Consider the following 18,719-nt stretch of genomic DNA (forward strand, 5'->3'; position numbering starts at 1 on the left):
GCGGCTCCCCCCGTGGGAGCCGCCCTTCGGACGTGCGGTGGGCGTACGGCTACTTCTCGTCGAGCAGGCCCTGCACCTTGCCCCGTACCTCGTCCGTCGCGAGGCCGCGGATCGTCAGCGTTGTACGGCGGCGCAGTACGTCGTCCGCCGTCTCGGCCCACTCGTTGTCACGCGCGTACACGACCTGCGCCCAGATCTCGGGAGCGTCCGGGTGGACGCGCTCGGCCAGCTCCGGGTTGTCGTTGGCCAGCCGCGCGATGTCGAAGGCCAGCGAACCGTAGTGCGTGGAGAGGTGCCTGGCCGTGTCGGCCGCCATGCGCGGACCGGGCGCAGGACCGTCGACCAGGAGCCGGTGGGCGACCGCGCGCGGGTTGGCGACACCCGGCAGCGGCAGCTTCTTCGGCAGCTCGGAGATCGGCTCGAAGTCCTCGCCGAGCGGACGGCCCGGCAGCGATTCCAGCTTCTTCATCACCGTACGGCCGATGTGCCGGAACGTCGTCCACTTGCCGCCCGCGACGGACAGCATCCCGCCCCGGCCCTCGGTGACGACCGTCTCCCGCTTGGCCTTCGACGTGTCGCCCGGACCGCCCGGCAGCACGCGCAGACCCGCGAAGGAGTACGTGATCAGGTCACGGGACAACTGCTGGTCGCGGATGGAGAACGCGGCCTCGTCCAGGATCTGGGATATGTCCTTCTCATTGACCGCCACGTCCGCCGGGTCGCCCTCGTACGACTCGTCGGTCGTGCCGAGCAGCAGCATGTCCTCCCACGGGAGGGCGAAGGTGATGCGGTACTTGTCGATCGGGGTCGCCAGCGCGGCCTTCCAGGGGGAGGTGCGCTTGAGGACCAGGTGCGCGCCCTTCGACAGGCGGATGGACGGCGCCGCGTGCTCGTCCTCCATCTTCCGCAGGTGGTCGACCCACGGCCCGGTCGCGTTCAGCACGAGACGGGCCGACACGCCGAACTCCTCGCCGGAGAGCCGGTCCCTGAGCTCCGCGCCGGTCACCCGTCCCCGCGTGAAGCGCAGGCCCGTGACCTCGGCGTGGTTGAGCACGGTGGCACCGGACTCGACGGCCCCGCGGACCGTCATCAGCGCCATCCGGGAGTCGTTCATCTGGTCGTCGCCGTACACGGCCACGGCCTTGAGGTTGTCCGTACGCAGCTCGGGCACGTCCTGCGCGGCCTTCGACGGCGAGAGCAGATGCCCCACGCCGTCACCGAAGGCCGAAAGCGCCGAGTACGCGAAGACACCCGCGCCCAGCTTCGCCGCGCCGTGCGGCCCGCCCTTGTACACGGGGAGGTAGAACGTGAGCGGATTCGCCAGATGGGGGGCCACCTGACGGGAGACCGCACGGCGCTCGAAGTGGTTCTCCGCCACCAGCTTCACCGCGCCGGTCTGCAGATAGCGCAGACCGCCGTGGAGCAGCTTGGAGGAGGCGGAGGAGGTCGCGCCGGCGAAGTCGCCGGCGTCGACCAGGGCCACCCGCAGGCCCGACTGTGCGGCATGCCAGGCGGTGGAGATGCCCAGAATCCCGCCACCGATCACCAGGAGGTCGTATGTCGCCTTGGACAGCTGCTCCCGGGTCTCGGCACGGCTCACTGCCTTGAAACCGTAGGCGGCTGAGCCGTTGGCCGGGCGCGTCCCAAGAGCCGGGACACTCTGCAGGGTGGTCATTGCGAATTACTCCTCGTCCTCGATCCAGCCCATGGTCCGCTCAACGGCCTTGAGCCAGCTCTTGTACTCACGGTCGCGGGTCTCCGCGGCCATGTTCGGGGTCCACTCGGCGGCCCTGCGCCAGTTGGCGCGCAGGTCCTCGGTGTTGGTCCAGAAGCCGACGGCGAGACCGGCGGCGTAGGCGGCGCCGAGGCAGGTGGTCTCGGCGACCATCGGACGCACCACGGGGGCGTCCAGGACGTCGGCCAGGGTCTGCATCAGCAGGTTGTTGGAGGTCATGCCGCCGTCGACCTTGAGTGCCGTGAGCTCGACGCCGGAGTCCTTCGTCATGGCGTCGCTGATCTCACGGGTCTGCCAGGCCGTGGCCTCCAGGACGGCGCGCGCGATGTGCGCCTTGGTGACGTACCGGGTCAGACCGGCGATCACACCGCGGGCGTCGGGACGCCAGTACGGGGCGAACAGACCGGAGAAGGCCGGCACGAAGTACGCGCCGCCGTTGTCCTCGACCGACAGCGCGAGCGTCTCGATCTCGGCGGCGGACTTGATCAGGCCCATCTGGTCGCGCATCCACTGGACGAGCGAGCCGGTGACGGCGATCGAACCCTCGAGGGCGTAGACCGGCTTCTGGTCGCCGATCTGGTAGCCGACGGTGGTCAGCAGCCCGCTGTAGGAGTTGATGAGCTTGTCACCGGTGTTCATCAGCATGAACGTGCCGGTGCCGTACGTGGACTTGGCCTCGCCCTCGGAGAAACAGGTCTGGCCGAAGAGGGCCGCCTGCTGGTCGCCGAGCGCGGAGGCGACCGGGATGCCGCCGAGCAGGTCGCCCAGCTTGCCGCCGGTGACCTCGCCGTAGACCTCGGCGGAGGAGCGGATCTCGGGCAACATGTTCAGCGGGACGCCGATGGACTCGGCGATCTTCTCGTCCCACTGCATGGTGTGCAGGTTCATCAGCATCGTGCGGGAGGCGTTGGTGACGTCGGTGACGTGCCGGCCGCCGTTCACACCGCCCGTCAGGTTCCAGATGACCCAGCTGTCCATGGTGCCGAAGAGGATGTCGCCGGCCTCGGCGCGCTCACGCAGGCCCTCGACGTTGTCGAGCAGCCAGCGGGCCTTCGGACCGGCGAAGTACGAGGCGAGCGGCAGGCCCGTCTCGCGGCGGAAGCGGTCCTGGCCGACGTTGCGGCCGAGCTCCTTGCAGAGCGCGTCGGTGCGGGTGTCCTGCCAGACGAGCGCGTTGTGGACGGGCTCACCGGTGTTCTTGTCCCACAGCAGCGTCGTCTCGCGCTGGTTGGTGATGCCGATGGCCTTGATGTCGTCGCGGGTGATGCCGGCCTTCTCGATGGCCGAGGCGACGACCTCCTCGACGTTGGTCCAGATCTCGGTGGCGTTGTGCTCGACCCAGCCCGGCTTCGGGAAGATCTGCTCGTGCTCCTTCTGGTCGACGGAGACGATACGTCCGTCGCGGTCGAAGACGATGCAGCGGCTGGAGGTGGTGCCCTGGTCGATGGCGGCGATGAACGGCCCGGTGCCGTGGGAATGCGTGGCGGCGGTGTGCGCGTCGGTCACGGTGTGCTCCTGAAAGTCCGTGGGTAAGGGGCTGGCTTACGGCGTATTGCTCTCGGCTCCGAGCCGGCGTACGTCCCGTACCGGACGTACGCCGACTCCGAGCGGTCGTACGGCTCTAAGCAAAAGCGACGTTGTAGAGGCCTGCGGCGATCGCTCCGCCGATCAGCGGACCGACGACCGGGATCCAGGCATAGCTCCAGTCGGACCCGCCCTTGTTGGGCAGGGGCAGGAGGGCGTGCACGATACGCGGGCCGAGGTCACGGGCCGGGTTGATGGCGTACCCCGTCGGGCCACCGAGGGAGAGGCCGATGCTGACGACCACGAGGGCGGTGATCAGCGCGCCCAGGGTGCCGAGACCCTTGCCGCTGTCGTTGAGCCCCTGCGTGAGCACCGCGAGCACCAGCACGACCGTGCCGATGATCTCCGTGGCGAGGTTCTGCCACGCGACCCGGACCTCCGGGCCGGTGGAGAAGATGCCGAGCACCGGGCCGGCCTTGGCCTCCCGCGCCTCCACGGACTTGGTGTCCTGTGCACCGGGACCGCCCACGATCTCGCGGTCGGTGAGGTGCGCGTGGAACTGCCCGTAGTAGGCGACCCACACCAGCGCCGCGCCGATCATGGCGCCGAGGAGCTGGCCCGACCAGTAGGTCAGGACATTGCTCCAGGCGTCGTCCTTGATGGCGATCGCGAGGGTCACGGCCGGGTTCAGATGGGCGCCGGAGAGAGGCGCCGAGGTGTACACGGCGGTCAGTACCGCGAAGCCCCACCCGAAGGTGATGGCGAGCCACCCGGCGTTGCGTGCCTTGGAGGCCTTCAGCGTGACGGCGGCACAGACACCGCCGCCGAGCAGGATGAGTATGGCGGTACCGATGGTCTCGCCGATGAAGATGTCGGAGCTGGACACCCGCGACTCCTTTGTCCTTCGTCCAGGGGAAGCCGAACCCCGGGTCCCTCCGGTGGTTCGCGACCTCAGGTGAGGTCGTTGCCGGCCCTTGGCGTTGTCACACTCTAACGCTTATTGCCGGTAGGTGTTCGACAATGCCGACCGATGGACGCGAGTCTCGCTCTCCCGTTACCACCCCGTCAAGGCTTCCGTTGTCGAAAACGCGATCGTTATTCATTGCCGCGAAACATCGATCTTGAAACGGCCGCGCACCGCGTGCGAGCTGGCACGTTGTGTGGCCGCGGGGGCATGACAAAGGGCCGGTACGTCGTCGACGTACCGGCCTTGTTTCCGTGCGAAGTCCCCGCGAACCTCAGAACCGCCCGGCGCCCAGATCGCGGGACACCGCGCGGGCGCAGTCGCGGACCGCGGCGATCAGGTCGGGGCGCAGCTCGCCGTCCTTGCAGACGCGCTCCACCGCTCCCGTGACGCCCACCGCGCCGACCGGCATCCGCCGCTGGTTGTGGATGGGCGCGGCCACCGAGGCCACGCCCGTCCAGGTCTCCTCCACATCGGCCGCGTACCCGCGCGCGCGGGTGAGGTCCAGGACGGTCTCGAACGCGTCCGCCGCGCTTATCGTGCGGACCGTGAACTCCTTGCGCTCGGCCTCCAGGACCTCGCTGTGCGCCACCGGGTCGTAGGCCGACAGCACCTTGCCCAGCGCCGTGGAGTGCAGCGGCTGCATGGCCCCGACCTCCAGCACCTGCCGGCTGTCGTCGGGCCGGAAGACGTGGTGCACGATCAGGACGCCCTGCTGGTGCAGGACGCCCAGGTAGACACTCTCGCCGCTCGACCGAGCCAGGTCGTCGGTCCACACCAGGGCGCGCGCCCGCAGCTCGTGCACGTCGAGATACGTGGTGCCCAGGCGCAGCAGCTCGGCGCCCAGCTGGTAGCGCCCGGACGCCGCGTCCTGCTCGACGAAGCCCTCCTGCTGCAGTGTGCGCAGAATGCCGTGGGCCGTACCCTTGGCCAGGCCGAGCGACGAGGCGATGTCCGACAGGCCGAGCCGTCGCTCGCCGCCCGCGAGCAGCCGCAGCATCGCGGCCGCCCGTTCGAGCGACTGGATGTTCCGTGCCATCGCCGTCCTGCCCTCCGTCCCCTTGGACCGTCGGTCGGCGCTTCTCTGCCACCGTTCGGCAATGTCGAACACTACCGGTCGTCGCCGATGTCCCGCTAATGGGTGGCAGGGATGTGTTGCAGTGAAGTGTTGCGACCGCAACACCCCCGGTGCCGTCGGCGGCATCCCCACCCCGGGTCACACGATCCCCACCGCGAATCCCGTACGTGTCGCCCGTCCGCCCCGTGGACTCCACTGACCCGGCGCGCCGCCGCGGGCTACCCTTGCGGCGTGCGCCTTCCATGAGAAGCGCAAAGCCGACAGCCGTCGCACTTCAGGGAGCATCTTCCATGGCCTCGTCGCCGAACCCGTCCCTTTCGTCCTCCTCCGCCTACAGCAGGACCCGAACCGATGCCCTCCGCGAGGCACTCGCCACCCGCGTGGTGGTGGCCGACGGTGCGATGGGCACGATGCTGCAGGCACAGGACCCGACGATGGAGGACTTCGAGAATCTCGAAGGCTGCAACGAGATCCTGAACCTCACGCGCCCGGACATCGTCCGTTCCGTCCACGAGGCGTACTTCGCCGTGGGCGTCGACTGCGTCGAGACCAACACCTTCGGCGCCAACCACGCGGCCCTCGCCGAGTACGACATCGCCGAGCGCGTCTTCGAGCTCTCCGAGTCGGGCGCCCGCATCGCCCGCGAGGTCGCCGACGAGTTCACCGCCTCGACCGGGCAGCAGCGCTGGGTGCTCGGCTCCATGGGCCCCGGCACCAAGCTGCCGACCCTCGGCCACGCCCCGTACACCCTGCTGCGCGACGCCTACCAGCGGAACGCGGAGGGCATGATCGCCGGCGGCGCTGACGCACTGCTCGTGGAGACCACCCAGGACCTGCTGCAGACCAAGGCGTCGGTCATCGGCGCCCGCAAGGCCCTGGACACCCTCGGCGTCGACCTGCCGCTGATCGTCTCGGTGACCGTCGAGACCACCGGCACCATGCTGCTCGGCTCCGAGATCGGCGCCGCGCTCACCGCGCTGGAGCCGCTCGGCATCGACATGATCGGCCTGAACTGCGCCACCGGGCCCGCCGAGATGAGCGAACACCTTCGCTATCTGGCCCGCCATTCCCGCATCCCGCTGTCCTGCATGCCGAACGCGGGCCTCCCCGTTCTCGGCAAGAACGGCGCCCACTACCCGCTCACGGCACCCGAGCTGGCCGACGCCCAGGAGACCTTCGTACGCGAGTACGGTCTCTCCCTGATCGGCGGCTGCTGCGGCACGACCCCCGAGCACCTGCGCCAGGTCGTCGAGCGTGTACGGGACCTGACCCCGGCTGCGCGGGACCCGCGCCCCGAGCCCGGTGCCGCCTCGCTCTACCAGACCGTGCCGTTCCGCCAGGACACCGCGTACATGGCGATCGGTGAGCGGACGAACGCCAACGGCTCGAAGAAGTTCCGCGAGGCCATGCTCGACGGCCGCTGGGACGACTGTGTGGAGATGGCTCGCGACCAGATCCGCGAGGGCGCGCACATGCTCGACCTGTGCGTCGACTACGTGGGCCGCGACGGCGTCGCCGACATGGAGGAGCTGGCCGGCCGCTTCGCCACCGCCTCCACCCTGCCCATCGTGCTCGACTCCACCGAGGTCCCTGTCATCCGGGCAGGCCTGGAGAAGCTCGGCGGCCGGGCGGTCATCAACTCCGTCAACTACGAGGACGGCGACGGCCCCGAGTCGCGCTTCGCGAAGGTCACCGGGCTGGCGCAGGAGCACGGCGCCGCGCTGATCGCGCTGACCATCGACGAGGAGGGCCAGGCCCGCACCGTCGAGCACAAGGTCGCCATCGCCGAGCGGCTGATCGAGGACCTGACGGAGAACTGGGGCATCCACGAGTCGGACATCCTCATCGACGCCCTGACCTTCACGATCTGCACCGGTCAGGAGGAGTCCCGCAAGGACGGCATCGCGACGATCGGGGCGATCCGCGAACTGAAGCGGCGTCACCCGGACGTACAGACCACCCTCGGTCTGTCCAACATCTCCTTCGGCCTCAACCCGGCCGCCCGAGTCCTGCTCAACTCGGTCTTCCTCGACGAGTGCGTCAAGGCGGGCCTCGACTCGGCGATCGTGCACGCGTCGAAGATCCTCCCGATCGCCCGCTTCAGCGAGGAGGAGGTTCAGACCGCCCTCGACCTCATCCACGACCGTCGCGCCGAGGGCTACGACCCCCTCCAGAAGCTGATGGCGCTGTTCGAGGGCGCCACCACCAAGTCCCTGAAGGCCGGCCGGGCCGAGGAACTGGCCGCGCTGCCCCTGGACGAGCGGCTCAAGCGGCGCATCATCGACGGCGAGAAGAACGGCCTGGAGGCCGACCTCGACGAGGCACTCCAGAGCCGCCCCGCCCTCGACATCGTCAACGAGACACTCCTCGACGGCATGAAGGTCGTCGGTGAACTGTTTGGTTCCGGCCAGATGCAGCTGCCGTTCGTGCTCCAGTCGGCCGAGGTCATGAAGACCGCGGTGGCCCACCTGGAGCCGCACATGGAGAAGACCGACGACGAGGGCAAGGGCACCATCGTGCTGGCCACCGTCCGCGGCGACGTCCACGACATCGGCAAGAACCTCGTCGACATCATCCTGTCCAACAACGGCTACACCGTCGTCAACCTCGGCATCAAGCAGCCCGTCTCCGCGATCCTGGAAGCCGCCGAGGAGCACCGCGCCGACGTCATCGGCATGTCGGGCCTGCTGGTCAAGTCCACGGTGATCATGAAGGAGAACCTGGAGGAGCTCAACCAGCGCAAGATGGCCGCCGACTACCCCGTGATCCTCGGCGGCGCGGCCCTCACCAGGGCGTACGTCGAGCAGGACCTGCACGAGATCTACGAGGGCGAAGTCCGGTACGCCCGCGACGCGTTCGAGGGCCTGCGCCTGATGGACGCGCTGATCGCGGTCAAGCGCGGCGTGCCCGGCGCGAGTCTGCCCGAGCTGAAGCAGCGCCGGGTCAGGGCCACCGCCCAGACGGTCGTCGAGGAGCGCCCCGAGGAGGGCTCGGTCCGCTCGGACGTGTCCATCGACAACCCGGTCCCCGAGCCGCCGTTCTGGGGCACCCGCGTCATCAAGGGCATCCAGCTCAAGGAGTACGCCTCCTGGCTCGACGAGGGCGCGCTGTTCAAGGGCCAGTGGGGCCTCAAGCAGGCGCGTACGGGCGACGGGCCGACGTACGAGGAGCTGGTGGAGACCGAGGGCCGGCCGCGGCTGCGCGGTCTCCTCGACCAGCTGCAGACCGGGAACCTGCTGGAGGCGGCCGTCGTCTACGGCTACTTCCCGTGCGTGTCCAAGGACGACGACCTGATCCTCCTGGACGAGCAGGGCAACGAGCGCACCCGCTTCACCTTCCCGCGCCAGCGCCGCGGCCGTCGGCTGTGCCTGGCCGACTTCTTCCGGCCCGAGGAGTCCGGCGAGACGGACGTCGTCGGCCTCCAGGTCGTCACCGTCGGCTCCCGCATCGGTGAGGAGACGGCCAAGCTCTTCGAGGCGAACGCCTACCGCGACTACCTCGAACTGCACGGTCTGTCCGTGCAGTTGGCCGAGGCCCTCGCCGAGTACTGGCACGCGCGCGTGCGTTCCGAACTCGGCTTCGCGGGGGAGGACCCGTCCGACGTCGAGGACATGTTCGCCCTCAAGTACCGCGGCGCCCGCTTCTCCCTCGGCTACGGCGCCTGCCCGGACCTGGAGGACCGCGCCAAGATCGCCCGCCTCCTGGAGCCCGAGCGGATCGGCGTCCACCTCTCCGAGGAGTTCCAGCTCCACCCGGAACAGTCCACGGACGCAATCGTGATCCACCACCCGGAGGCGAAGTACTTCAACGCCAGGTAAGCGCCCCTTCAGGGGCGCGGGGAACTGCGCGAGCAACCACAACGGGCCCGCGGCCGTACGACGTGCCGCGGCCCCGTTACAGGAGGCACTTCTCTCGACGGCGACGTACACTGGTCGGTCCAGTGCAGGCCGGTTCCCCGGGAGGGAACCGGCCTTCTCGTCCCTACACGGAGGTGCGCCTATGACCAGTACGGTCCCCGCACTAGGTACCCAGACGGCCGAGGGCTCCGCCCTCCAGGCCGTACTCCTGGACATGGACGGCACCCTGGTGGACACCGAGGGCTTCTGGTGGGACGCCGAGGTGGAGGTGTTCGCCCGCCTGGGCCACACCCTCGACGACTCCTGGCGCCATGTGGTCGTCGGCGGCCCCATGACCCGCAGCGCGGGCTTCCTCATCGAGGCCACCGGCGCGGACGTCACCCTCGCCGAGCTCACGGTGCTGCTGAACGACGGGTTCGAGGACCGCATCGGCCGCACCCTGCCGCTGATGCCGGGCGCCGCGAGGCTCCTCGCCGAGCTGTCGGCGCACGGGATCCCCACGGCCCTGGTCTCCGCCTCGCACCGGCGCATCATCGACCGTGTCGTGACCTCGCTGGGCCCCCAGAACTTCGCCCTGACGATCGCGGGCGACGAGGTCGAGCGCACCAAGCCGTTCCCCGACCCGTACCTGCTGGCGGCCGTCGGCCTGGGCGCGGATCCGGCCAGATGCGCGGTCATCGAGGACACGGCGACAGGCGTCGCCGCGGCCGAGGCGGCGGGCTGCCACGTGGTCGCCGTACCGTCCGTGGCACCCATCTCTCCGGCGGTCCGGCGCACCGTTGTTCCGTCCCTCGAACAGGTCGACCTGTCTTTTCTACGAGGTCTGATGACGGAAAAGCGCTAATCCTTCACCCAGGGTGCATGATTGAATGCCGGAAAAACTAGGTGGTCATGGCACCGGAGTAATTCGATCCTCTTCCGTGTGTCCCGGGTGGCCGAATTCGAGTGCTTCCTCACATAGTTGAGGATGTGACGTTCGACACGCTGTGGGCCGTCGACAAGTTGCCCCGGCTGTGTCTCGGAAGCCCTTTCGGTGCGGTTCGACGCGTCCTTGTGTCCCGATTCATGGAACGCTGCACCAATCCTTCCGCTGTCGGGTTTTCGGTGCGTCCACACCCGGTTTCGCAGCGTGATGGGAGCTCAACTCCGGTACCTGCGAACGGCCGTGCTGGTGCGGACTAATCTCATCGAGACATCGCCGTAACCCCCGTGACCCCACCGCCGCAACCCGGCCTGCCGGGTTAGCGGGACGACAGCTCTGGAGAACTTCGAGCATGAACCGTAAGACTTTGGTGCTGCCGGCCGTGATCGGTCTGCTCGCCCCGGTCCTCGCCGCGTGCGGCGGTTCCGACAGCGGGGACAACGGCGGCGACGCCATCGTCGTCGGCACTACCGACCGGTTCACCGCCTCGAAGGAGGACCCGGCGCCGCTCGACCCGGCCTCCGCGTACGACGTGGGCACCTGGAACATCCTTCGCCAGACCGTCCAGACGCTGATGGTCATGCCCAACGGCGGCGGCGACCCGGCTCCGGAGGCGGCCGAGGAGTGCGGTTTCACCGACTCGGGCAACGAGCGGTACGCCTGCACCCTGCGCAAGGACCTCAAGTTCTCCAACGGTGACCCGATCACCGCCGAGGACGTGAAGTTCTCCATCGACCGCGCGATGCAGATCAAGGCGGACAGCGGTGTCTTCGCCCTGCTGTCCACCGTCGACACGGTCGAGACCAAGGGCGACCGCGAGGTGATCTTCCACCTCAACAGCGCGGACGCCACCTTCCCGTTCAAGCTGTCCACGCCCGTCGCGGGCATCGTCAACCCCGACGACTACGACAAGAACAAGCTGCGGGACGGCTTCGACGTCAGCGGCTCCGGTGCGTACACGCTCAAGGCCGAGGTCAAGGACGACGTGATCGTCAAGGCCGTCTTCACCAAGAACCCCAACTACCAGGGGACTTCGGAGCTGAAGAACGACAAGGTCGAGCTGCGCTCCTTCGAGAGCGCCGACTCCATGGGCACCGCGCTCGACAAGGGCGACATCGACATGATGACGCGCACCATGTCGCCCGCGCAGATCAAGAAGCTCCAGAACGACAAGGGCACCGACGTCGACCTGATCGAGCAGCCCGGCCTGGAGATCCGCTACCTCGGCTTCAACACCAACGACCCGTCGGTGAAGACGAAGGCGGTCCGCCAGGCGATGGCCCAGGTCATCAACCGCGGCGAACTCACCTCGCAGGTGTACGGCTCCGGCGCCGACCCGCTGTACTCGATGGTTCCGGCCACCGTCACCGGTCACGCCAACTCGTTCTTCAACAAGTACGGCGACCCGAGCATCCCCAAGGCCAAGGACCTGCTGGCCGCGGAGAACATCACCACGCCGGTGAAGCTGACGCTGCACTACACGGACGACCACTACGGACCGGCCACCAAGGACGAGTTCGAGCTGCTGCAGAAGCAGCTGAACGACAGCGGCCTGTTCAAGGTGAGCATCAAGGGCGAGAACTGGTCGACGTTCCGCCCGAACGAGCAGAAGGGCGACTACGAGGTCTACGGCATGGGCTGGTTCCCGGACTTCCCCGACGCCGACAACTACCTCGCGCCGTTCCTCGACAAGGACAACACCATCGGCTCGCCGTACGCGAACCCGGAGATCCGCGGCAAGCTGATCCCCGAGTCCCGCCGCGAGGCCGACCGGCTCACCGCCTCCAAGAGCATCGAGGAGATCCAGACCATCGTCGCCGACGACGTCCCGGTGCTGCCGCTGTGGCAGGGCAAGCAGTACATCGCCACCCGGGACGACATCACCGGCGCCGAGTACGCGCTCAACTCCTCGGCGACGCTTCAGCTCTGGGAGCTCGGCCGCGGGGTCGGCGGCTGAGCCCGCGGCGACCGCGCCCCACCGGACCGGGCGGCTGAGCCGGAAGCGACGGCCACCGACCGGACCAGAGACAGACCAACGACAAGGCACACGCTCGTGAACATGCGCACCAAGTGGCCGGTCCTGCCCGTCGTGGCAGGACTGTCCGCCGGCCTGCTGACGGGCTGCGGCTCGGAGTCCGGGGGCTCCGGGGGCAGCGGCTCCGACGTCGTCATGGGAATGACGGACGACGTCCTGGCCACGGATCCCGCCTCCGGCTACGACCCGGGCTCCTGGCTCCTCTTCAACAACGTCTTCCAGTCCCTGCTCAGCTTCCCCAAGGGCGGCACCGAGCCGGAGCCGGAGGCCGCCAGGGAGTGCGGGTTCACGGACACGCAGGCCAAGGTCTACCGGTGCACCCTGCGCGACGGGCTGAAGTTCAGCAACGGTGACGACCTCACCTCGCAGGACGTCAAGTTCTCCTTCGACCGCATGATGAAGATCGACGACGCCGCCGGGCCCGCGATCATGTTCCCCATGCTGGACAAGGTGGAGGCGCCGAACGCCAAGACGGTCGTCTTCCGGCTCAAGGTCTCCGACGCCACCTTCCCGAGCAAGATCGCCTCCGGTGCCGGTTCGATCGTCAACCGCCGGGAGTACTCGGCGGACGGGCTGCGCGAGGACGGCCGGGCCGTCGGCTCGGGCCCGTACAAGCTGGAGTCGTTCAGCAAGGACGAGGCCGTCTTCACGGTCAACGAGAACTACGAGGGCAGCGCCGAGACGCAGAACGACGGCGTGACCCTCAAGCTGTTCCACGGCGACCAGGCCGGCCTGAAGAAGGCCCTCCTCGACGGGCGGGTCGACGTCGCCTACCGGGGACTCGCCGCCAAGGACGTCGCGGAGATCGAGGCGGACATCACCGGCAGCCAGGAGATCGACGTCGTCGAGGGCTCCAGCGCCGAGGTGCAGCACCTGGTCTTCAACATGAAGGACCCGGTGGCGGGCCAGGCGGGCGTCCGCAAGGCCATCGCCCATCTGCTCGACCGCGACGCCCTCATCAAAGAGGTCTACGAGAACACGGCGACCCCGCTGTACTCGATCATCCCGGCCGGTATCACGGGCCACAACACGGCCTTCTTCGACACCTACGGCGCCCGCCCCTCGCGCGCCAAGGCCGAGGCCGCGCTCATTGAGGACGGCATCACCGACAAGGTGAAGCTGACCCTCTGGTCGACGCCGACCCGCTACGGGCCGTCCACCGACCAGGAGTTCAGGGCGATCGCCAAGCAGCTCAACGCGAGCGGCCTGTTCGACGCGACCGTGAAGTCCGTCGCGTACGACAAGTACGAGAAGGACGTCGAGGCGGGCAAGTACGGCGTGTACGTGAAGGGCTGGGTGCCGGACTACCCGGACCCGGACAACTTCACCGCCCCGTTCTTCGGCGAGGGCAACGTGCTGGGCAACAACTACACGAACAGCACCGTCACCGGTCGGCTCATCCCCGAGACCGCCGCCCAGAGCGACCGCGCCTCGACCGAGCCGCAGTACGGCGAGCTCCAGGACATCGTCGCCGACCAGGTCCCGATCATCCCGGTCTGGCAGGCCAAGCAGTACGCGGTCGTCCGCGACAGCGTGTACGGCCTGGAGAACTGCCTCGACGCGTCGACGGTGTTCCGCTTCTGGGAGATCAGCAAGGACTGAGCCCGTCCGCGCACCACCGCCGCGCACACGCATAACGGCCGCCCCCCTCATTCGAGTTGTCCGAGGGGGGCGGCCGTTCTCCTGTCAGAGGTCCGTGGCGGGGGCGCTCACTGCGCGCCGGGGCGCACCAGACCGCTCTCGTACGCGTACACCGCGGCCTGCACGCGGTCGCGCAGCCCCAGCTTGGTGAGGACGTGGCCCACGTGGGTCTTGACCGTCGTCTCGCTGACGAACAGGTCGGCGGCGATCTCCGCGTTCGACAGGCCGCGGGCCACCAGCTTCAGCACCTCGACCTCGCGCTCGGTGAGCGTGTGCAGGGTGTCCGGCACCGGCTCGTCGCCCGAGGGCAGATGGCTCGCGTACTTGTCGAGCAGCCGACGGGTGATGCTGGGCGCGAGCATCGCCTCACCGGAGGCCACCACCCGGATCGCCTGCACCAGTTCGTTGGCGGGGGCGTCCTTCAGCAGGAAGCCGCTGGCGCCGGCGCGCAGTGCCTCCACCACGTACTCGTCGAGGTCGAAGGTCGTCAGGACCAGCACCTTCGCCGGACCGTCCCGACCGGGGCCGGTGATCTGACGGGTCGCCTCGACCCCGTCCATCCGCGGCATACGGATGTCCATCAGAACCACATCGGGCTGCAGCGCCCGTACCTGATCCAGTGCCTGGAGACCGTCACCGGCCTCGCCGACGACCGCGATGTCCTGCTCGGCCTCCAGGATCATCCGGAAGCCGGTACGCAGGAGCGGCTGGTCGTCGACCAATAGGACGCGGATGGCCACGTAAGTCTCCTTCGTTAGTCCGGCCCCATTCTGCCCTGCTCGGCACCGCCGGACTCCGGCGCCCTCACGGGGAGCGAGGTGTCTGCTCAGGGGCCGCTCCCCGGCCTTCTTCCGGGGCCGGCTCCGCCCGGCGCACCGGCAGCGGATACGGCGGGGGAGTGCCGCCGAACTCCGGACATACCGACTGGTGGTCGCACCAGCCGCAGAGCTTGGTGGGGCGCGGCCGCCAGTCACCGGTCTCCGTGGCCAGCCGGATCGCCTCCCACAGCGCGTGCAGCTTCCGCTCGACGCGCTCCAGGTCGGCGGGGACCGGGTCGTACGTCAGGACGTCGCCGCTGCCCAGATAGACCAGCTGGAGGCGGCGCGGGACGACCTGCTTCAGCCGCCAGACCACGAGGGCGTAGAACTTCATCTGGAACAGGGCGCCCTCCGCGTACTCCGGGCGCGGGGCCTTGCCCGTCTTGTAGTCGACGATCCGCACATCGCCGGACGGGGCCACGTCGACGCGGTCGATGATGCCGCGCAGCTTCAGGCCCGAGTCGAGCTGGGCCTCCACGAACAGCTCGCGCTCGGCCGGTTCGAGACGCGTCGGGTCCTCCAGGGTGAACCAGCGCTCCACCAGCTGCTCCGCCTCGGTCAGCCAGCGGGCCAGCCGCTCGCCCGCCGCCTTCTCGTCGGCGTCGGCGAACAGCTCGGCGAGCTCCGGCTTGGCCTCGCGCAGCCGGTCCCACTGGCCGGGGATCAGCGACTTCGCGCGCGGCGCGGTCCGCTCGGTGGCCGGCGCGTCGAACAGCCGCTCCAGCACCGCGTGCACCAGCGTGCCCCGCGTGGCCGCCTCGCTCGGTTTCTCGGGCAGCTTGTCGATCACCCGGAAGCGGTACAGCAACGGGCACTGCATGAAGTCCCCGGCCCGCGAGGGCGACAGGGACGCCGGCGGCACGGCGACGGTGACGCGAGCGGGCCCGGCGACCACGACCGGGTCGCCGCCCGGCACGGCGGCGGTGTCCGGCGGTTCGTGCGGGGTGTCCGTGGGCTGCGGCACCGAGGCCTCGGGCGGATCGGCCACGGGGGCGGACGGTGCCTGGGCCGGCACGTCCGCGGGCTCGGCCGGGGTGCCCGTCGGCTCGGGTCGCGGGCCCGGCCGAGTCACGCCGTCGGTGCTGGTTTCCATGACGACAGACCTTACGGGCCGCCACTGACAGTGCGACACACGGTGACCTGTCCGCGGCCGCCACGGAGTGGGAAACAGAGGGGGTGCCGGGGCCGAACACGACACGACGGCCGCATACCATCGACCACAGGACCTCTCGCTGCGTGATCGCGAGCGGGAGACGCGTCGAACGAGGGGACATCGTGGACGAGAGCGGCGGGAGCGGGCAGCCGCGATCCGGCACGGACGAGGCGGACGAGCGCCGTACGGGTCGGCCGCGCCCCGGCGATCCGGCCACCTCGACGGCCCGGCCGCACTCCGACGAGGAGCCGCCCGACACCGACGCCCAGGCGAAACCCCGGCCGGAGGCAGACACGGCAACGGCAGCGGGGCAGCCGGACCAGAACCACGGAACCCCGGAGGACCCGGCGGACGACCAGACCGCTGGAGCCGCTGGAGCCGCTGGAGCCGCTGGAGCCGCTGGAGGCGCTGGAGGCGCCGGAGCCGCCGGAGCGGGTGGGGCCGGAGGGGCTGCTGGGGCCGGAGAAGAGCGGGCGGACGGGCTGCCGGCCGACCTGCGGAAGGCGCCCACCGCGCCCACCTCACCGCCCGCCCCGGACCACCGCTCCGACACCCCCGCGCCCGGGCAGCCCCACGACGCCCACCGCTCCGAGGCACACACCCCGCCCACCAAGTCCAAGACCAAGTCCGGGCGGAAGCGGGGCTCCTCCTCCCGGCGCGGCAAGGAACCGGGTGGCGGCCTGCTCATGGGACGCCCCTTCGGCGTCCCCGTGTACGTGGCGCCCAGCTGGTTCCTCGTCGCCGCGCTCATCACCTGGGTCTTCGGCGGCCAGCTCGACCGCGTCCTGCCCGAACTCGGCATGGCCCGCTACCTCGTCTCACTCTTCTTCGCGGTCGCCTTCTACGCCTCCGTACTCGTCCACGAGCTGGCCCACACGGTCGCCGCCCTGCGCTTCGGACTGCCGGTGCGCCGCATCCAGCTGCAGTTCTTCGGCGGCGTCTCGGAGATCGAGAAGGAGTCCGAGACCCCCGGCCGGGAGTTCGTCCTCGCCTTCGTCGGCCCCCTGCTCTCACTGATCCTCGGCGGCCTCTTCTACCTCGCCCTGCAGGCCGTCGAGCCGGGCACCGTCCCGGGCGTCCTGCTGGCCGGCCTGATGATCTCGAACCTGATCGTCGCCGCGTTCAACCTGCTCCCCGGCCTGCCCCTGGACGGCGGCCGGATGCTCAGGGCCGTCGTCTGGAAGATGACCGGCAAGCCGATGAGCGGCACGATCGCAGCCGCCTGGGTCGGCCGCGCCCTCGCGATCTCCGTACTCATCGGACTGCCCCTGCTCACGCAGTCCGGCGCACTCGGCACCGACGCCGAGGACATCGGCGGCATGGACACCGTCATGGACGCCCTGCTCGCCGCGATCCTGGCCGCGATCATCTGGACCGGCGCCGGGAACAGCCTGCGCATGGCCCGCCTGCGCGAACACCTGCCCGAGCTGAGGGCCCGGGCCCTGACCCGCCGCGCGGTGCCCGTGGAGACCAACACCCCGCTCTCGGAGGCGCTGCGCAGGGCCAACGACGCGGGCGCCCGTGCCCTGGTCGTGGTCGACCCCGACGGCGAACCCCTCTCCCTGGTCCGCGAGGCCGCCATCGTCGGCGTACCGGAACACCGCCGTCCCTGGGTCGCCGTCAGCGGCCTCGCCCAGGACCTGACGGACGGCATGCGCGTCTCCGCCGAACTGGCCGGCGAGGACCTCCTCGACGCCCTGCGCGCGGCCCCCGCGACCGAGTACCTGGTGGTGGAGGACTCCGGCGAGATCTACGGAGTCCTCTCGGCGGCGGACGTGGAGAAGGCGTTCGTGAAGGCAATGGCCCGGCCCAGCTGAAACGCGCCCCGAAAGGGGCGCGGGGAACTGCGCGACCAGCCACGACGGACCGCAGTCGACCACGCTCCCAAGCTCACCGGGACCGTGGTCGGAGGCCCCCACAATCGCCGGTAGGCTGGGTCACATGTCCGAACCGACCGGTGCCGCCCGCCGACGTGGGCCCTTCAAGGTCGGGGACCAGGTTCAGCTGACCGACCCCAAGGGCCGCCACTACACGTTCACGCTCGAAGCGGGGAAGAACTTCCACACCCACAAGGGTTCCTTCCCGCACGACGAGCTGATCGGCGCTCCCGAGGGCAGCGTTGTCCGCACCACGGGGAACGTCGCCTATCTGGCACTGCGCCCCCTGCTCCCCGACTACGTCCTGTCCATGCCCCGCGGCGCCGCCGTGGTCTACCCCAAGGACGCGGGGCAGATCCTGGCCTTCGCCGACATCTTCCCCGGCGCACGCGTCGTGGAAGCGGGCGTGGGCTCCGGCTCGCTCAGCAGTTTCCTGCTGCGCGCCATCGGCGACCAGGGCATGCTGCACTCCTACGAGCGCCGCGAGGACTTCGCCGAGATCGCCCAGCAGAACGTGGAGCGCTACTTCGGCGGCCCGCACCCCGCCTGGCAGCTCACCGTCGGCGACCTCCAGGACAACCTCAGCGACACCGAGGTCGACCGGGTCATCCTCGACATGCTGGCCCCCTGGGAGTGCCTGGAGGCCGTCTCCAAGGCGCTCGTCCCCGGCGGCATCGTCTGCTGCTACGTGGCGACCACCACCCAGCTCGCCCGGACCGTCGAGTCCATCCGCGAGATCGGCTGCTTCAACGAGCCGAGCGCCTGGGAGTCGATGATCCGCAACTGGCACATCGAGGGCCTGGCCGTCCGCCCGGACCACCGGATGATCGGCCACACCGGCTTCCTGCTCACCGCCCGCCGCCTCGCGGACGGCGTCGAGCCGCCCATGCGCCGCCGCCGTCCCGCCAAGGGCGCGTACGGCGAGGACTACTCCGGTCCGAACGCCGACGGAGGCACCGGCCGCTGACCGACGCGGGCCCGGCCGCCGAGGCGGCCCTGTGCCGCGTACAACGCTCAAGCGTCGTGGGGGGGGGGGGCGGGGGGCCCCCCCCCCCACGCCCCCGCCGGCTATAAAAAAAAAAACACACCCCCCACCCCACCCCAACCCGTGGAGA

12 protein-coding genes are annotated in these 18,719 nt (G+C 69.6%); 6 read left to right on the top strand and 6 right to left on the bottom strand.

Annotated elements, in window-relative coordinates; genetic code table 11:
• Positions 1–49 precede the first annotated feature (49 nt).
• The 4 genes from ACFWXQ_RS14040 to ACFWXQ_RS14055 form a co-directional block, all read right to left on the bottom strand.
• A complete protein-coding gene (locus ACFWXQ_RS14040) occupies positions 50–1,675 on the bottom strand; it encodes an FAD-dependent oxidoreductase (protein WP_383950180.1) in 1,626 nt (541 codons plus the stop codon).
• A 6-nt stretch (positions 1,676–1,681) separates the two neighbouring features.
• Entirely contained in the window at positions 1,682–3,241 is a 1,560-nt protein-coding gene (gene glpK / locus ACFWXQ_RS14045) for a glycerol kinase GlpK (protein WP_383950177.1), read from the bottom strand.
• Positions 3,242–3,356: 115 nt separating this feature from the next.
• The gene (locus tag ACFWXQ_RS14050; RefSeq protein ID WP_189840026.1) at positions 3,357–4,145 is read right to left on the bottom strand and encodes an MIP/aquaporin family protein; all 789 of its coding nucleotides are present in this window, start codon (positions 4,143–4,145) and stop codon (positions 3,357–3,359) included.
• 352 nt (positions 4,146–4,497) lie between these two features.
• Complete coding sequence (locus ACFWXQ_RS14055; protein WP_383950173.1) at positions 4,498–5,262, bottom strand: IclR family transcriptional regulator; 765 nt, start codon at positions 5,260–5,262, stop codon at positions 4,498–4,500.
• Positions 5,263–5,591: 329 nt separating this feature from the next.
• Between ACFWXQ_RS14055 and metH the strand changes: the two genes are divergently transcribed.
• The 4 genes from metH (at position 5,592) to ACFWXQ_RS14075 (ending at position 13,717) form a co-directional block, all read left to right on the top strand.
• Positions 5,592–9,119, top strand: coding sequence for a methionine synthase (gene metH / locus ACFWXQ_RS14060; RefSeq protein WP_383950170.1), 3,528 nt, complete (start codon positions 5,592–5,594; stop codon positions 9,117–9,119).
• Positions 9,120–9,300: 181 nt separating this feature from the next.
• Positions 9,301–10,002, top strand: a complete 702-nt coding sequence (locus ACFWXQ_RS14065; protein WP_383950167.1) for an HAD family hydrolase — start codon at positions 9,301–9,303, stop codon at positions 10,000–10,002.
• A gap of 430 nt (positions 10,003–10,432) precedes the next feature.
• Positions 10,433–12,037 (top strand): ABC transporter substrate-binding protein, encoded by a 1,605-nt coding sequence (locus ACFWXQ_RS14070; protein ID WP_383950164.1) that lies wholly within the window; start codon positions 10,433–10,435, stop codon positions 12,035–12,037.
• Between the two features lie 96 nt (positions 12,038–12,133).
• Positions 12,134–13,717 carry an ABC transporter substrate-binding protein gene (locus ACFWXQ_RS14075; RefSeq protein WP_383950161.1) on the top strand — a complete coding sequence of 528 codons (1,584 nt, stop codon included), beginning with the start codon at positions 12,134–12,136 and terminating at the stop codon, positions 13,715–13,717.
• A 107-nt stretch (positions 13,718–13,824) separates the two neighbouring features.
• Here the strand turns inward: ACFWXQ_RS14075 and ACFWXQ_RS14080 are convergent, their stop codons facing one another.
• On the bottom strand, positions 13,825–14,496 hold the full coding sequence (locus tag ACFWXQ_RS14080; protein ID WP_055613352.1) for a response regulator transcription factor: 672 nt from the start codon (positions 14,494–14,496) through the stop codon (positions 13,825–13,827).
• Positions 14,497–14,560: 64 nt separating this feature from the next.
• The gene (locus tag ACFWXQ_RS14085; protein ID WP_383950158.1) at positions 14,561–15,667 is read right to left on the bottom strand and encodes a PD-(D/E)XK nuclease family protein; all 1,107 of its coding nucleotides are present in this window, start codon (positions 15,665–15,667) and stop codon (positions 14,561–14,563) included.
• 182 nt (positions 15,668–15,849) lie between these two features.
• On the opposite strand from ACFWXQ_RS14085, the gene ACFWXQ_RS14090 reads away from it, so the two are divergent.
• Positions 15,850–17,544 (top strand): site-2 protease family protein, encoded by a 1,695-nt coding sequence (locus tag ACFWXQ_RS14090; protein WP_386268231.1) that lies wholly within the window; start codon positions 15,850–15,852, stop codon positions 17,542–17,544.
• A 124-nt stretch (positions 17,545–17,668) separates the two neighbouring features.
• Complete coding sequence (locus tag ACFWXQ_RS14095; RefSeq protein ID WP_200399346.1) at positions 17,669–18,571, top strand: tRNA (adenine-N1)-methyltransferase; 903 nt, start codon at positions 17,669–17,671, stop codon at positions 18,569–18,571.
• Positions 18,572–18,719: the final 148 nt, after the last annotated feature.

Origin of the sequence: Streptomyces sp. NPDC058697 (assembly GCF_042715345.1) — a bacterium.
Classification (GTDB): domain Bacteria; phylum Actinomycetota; class Actinomycetes; order Streptomycetales; family Streptomycetaceae; genus Streptomyces; species Streptomyces liliifuscus.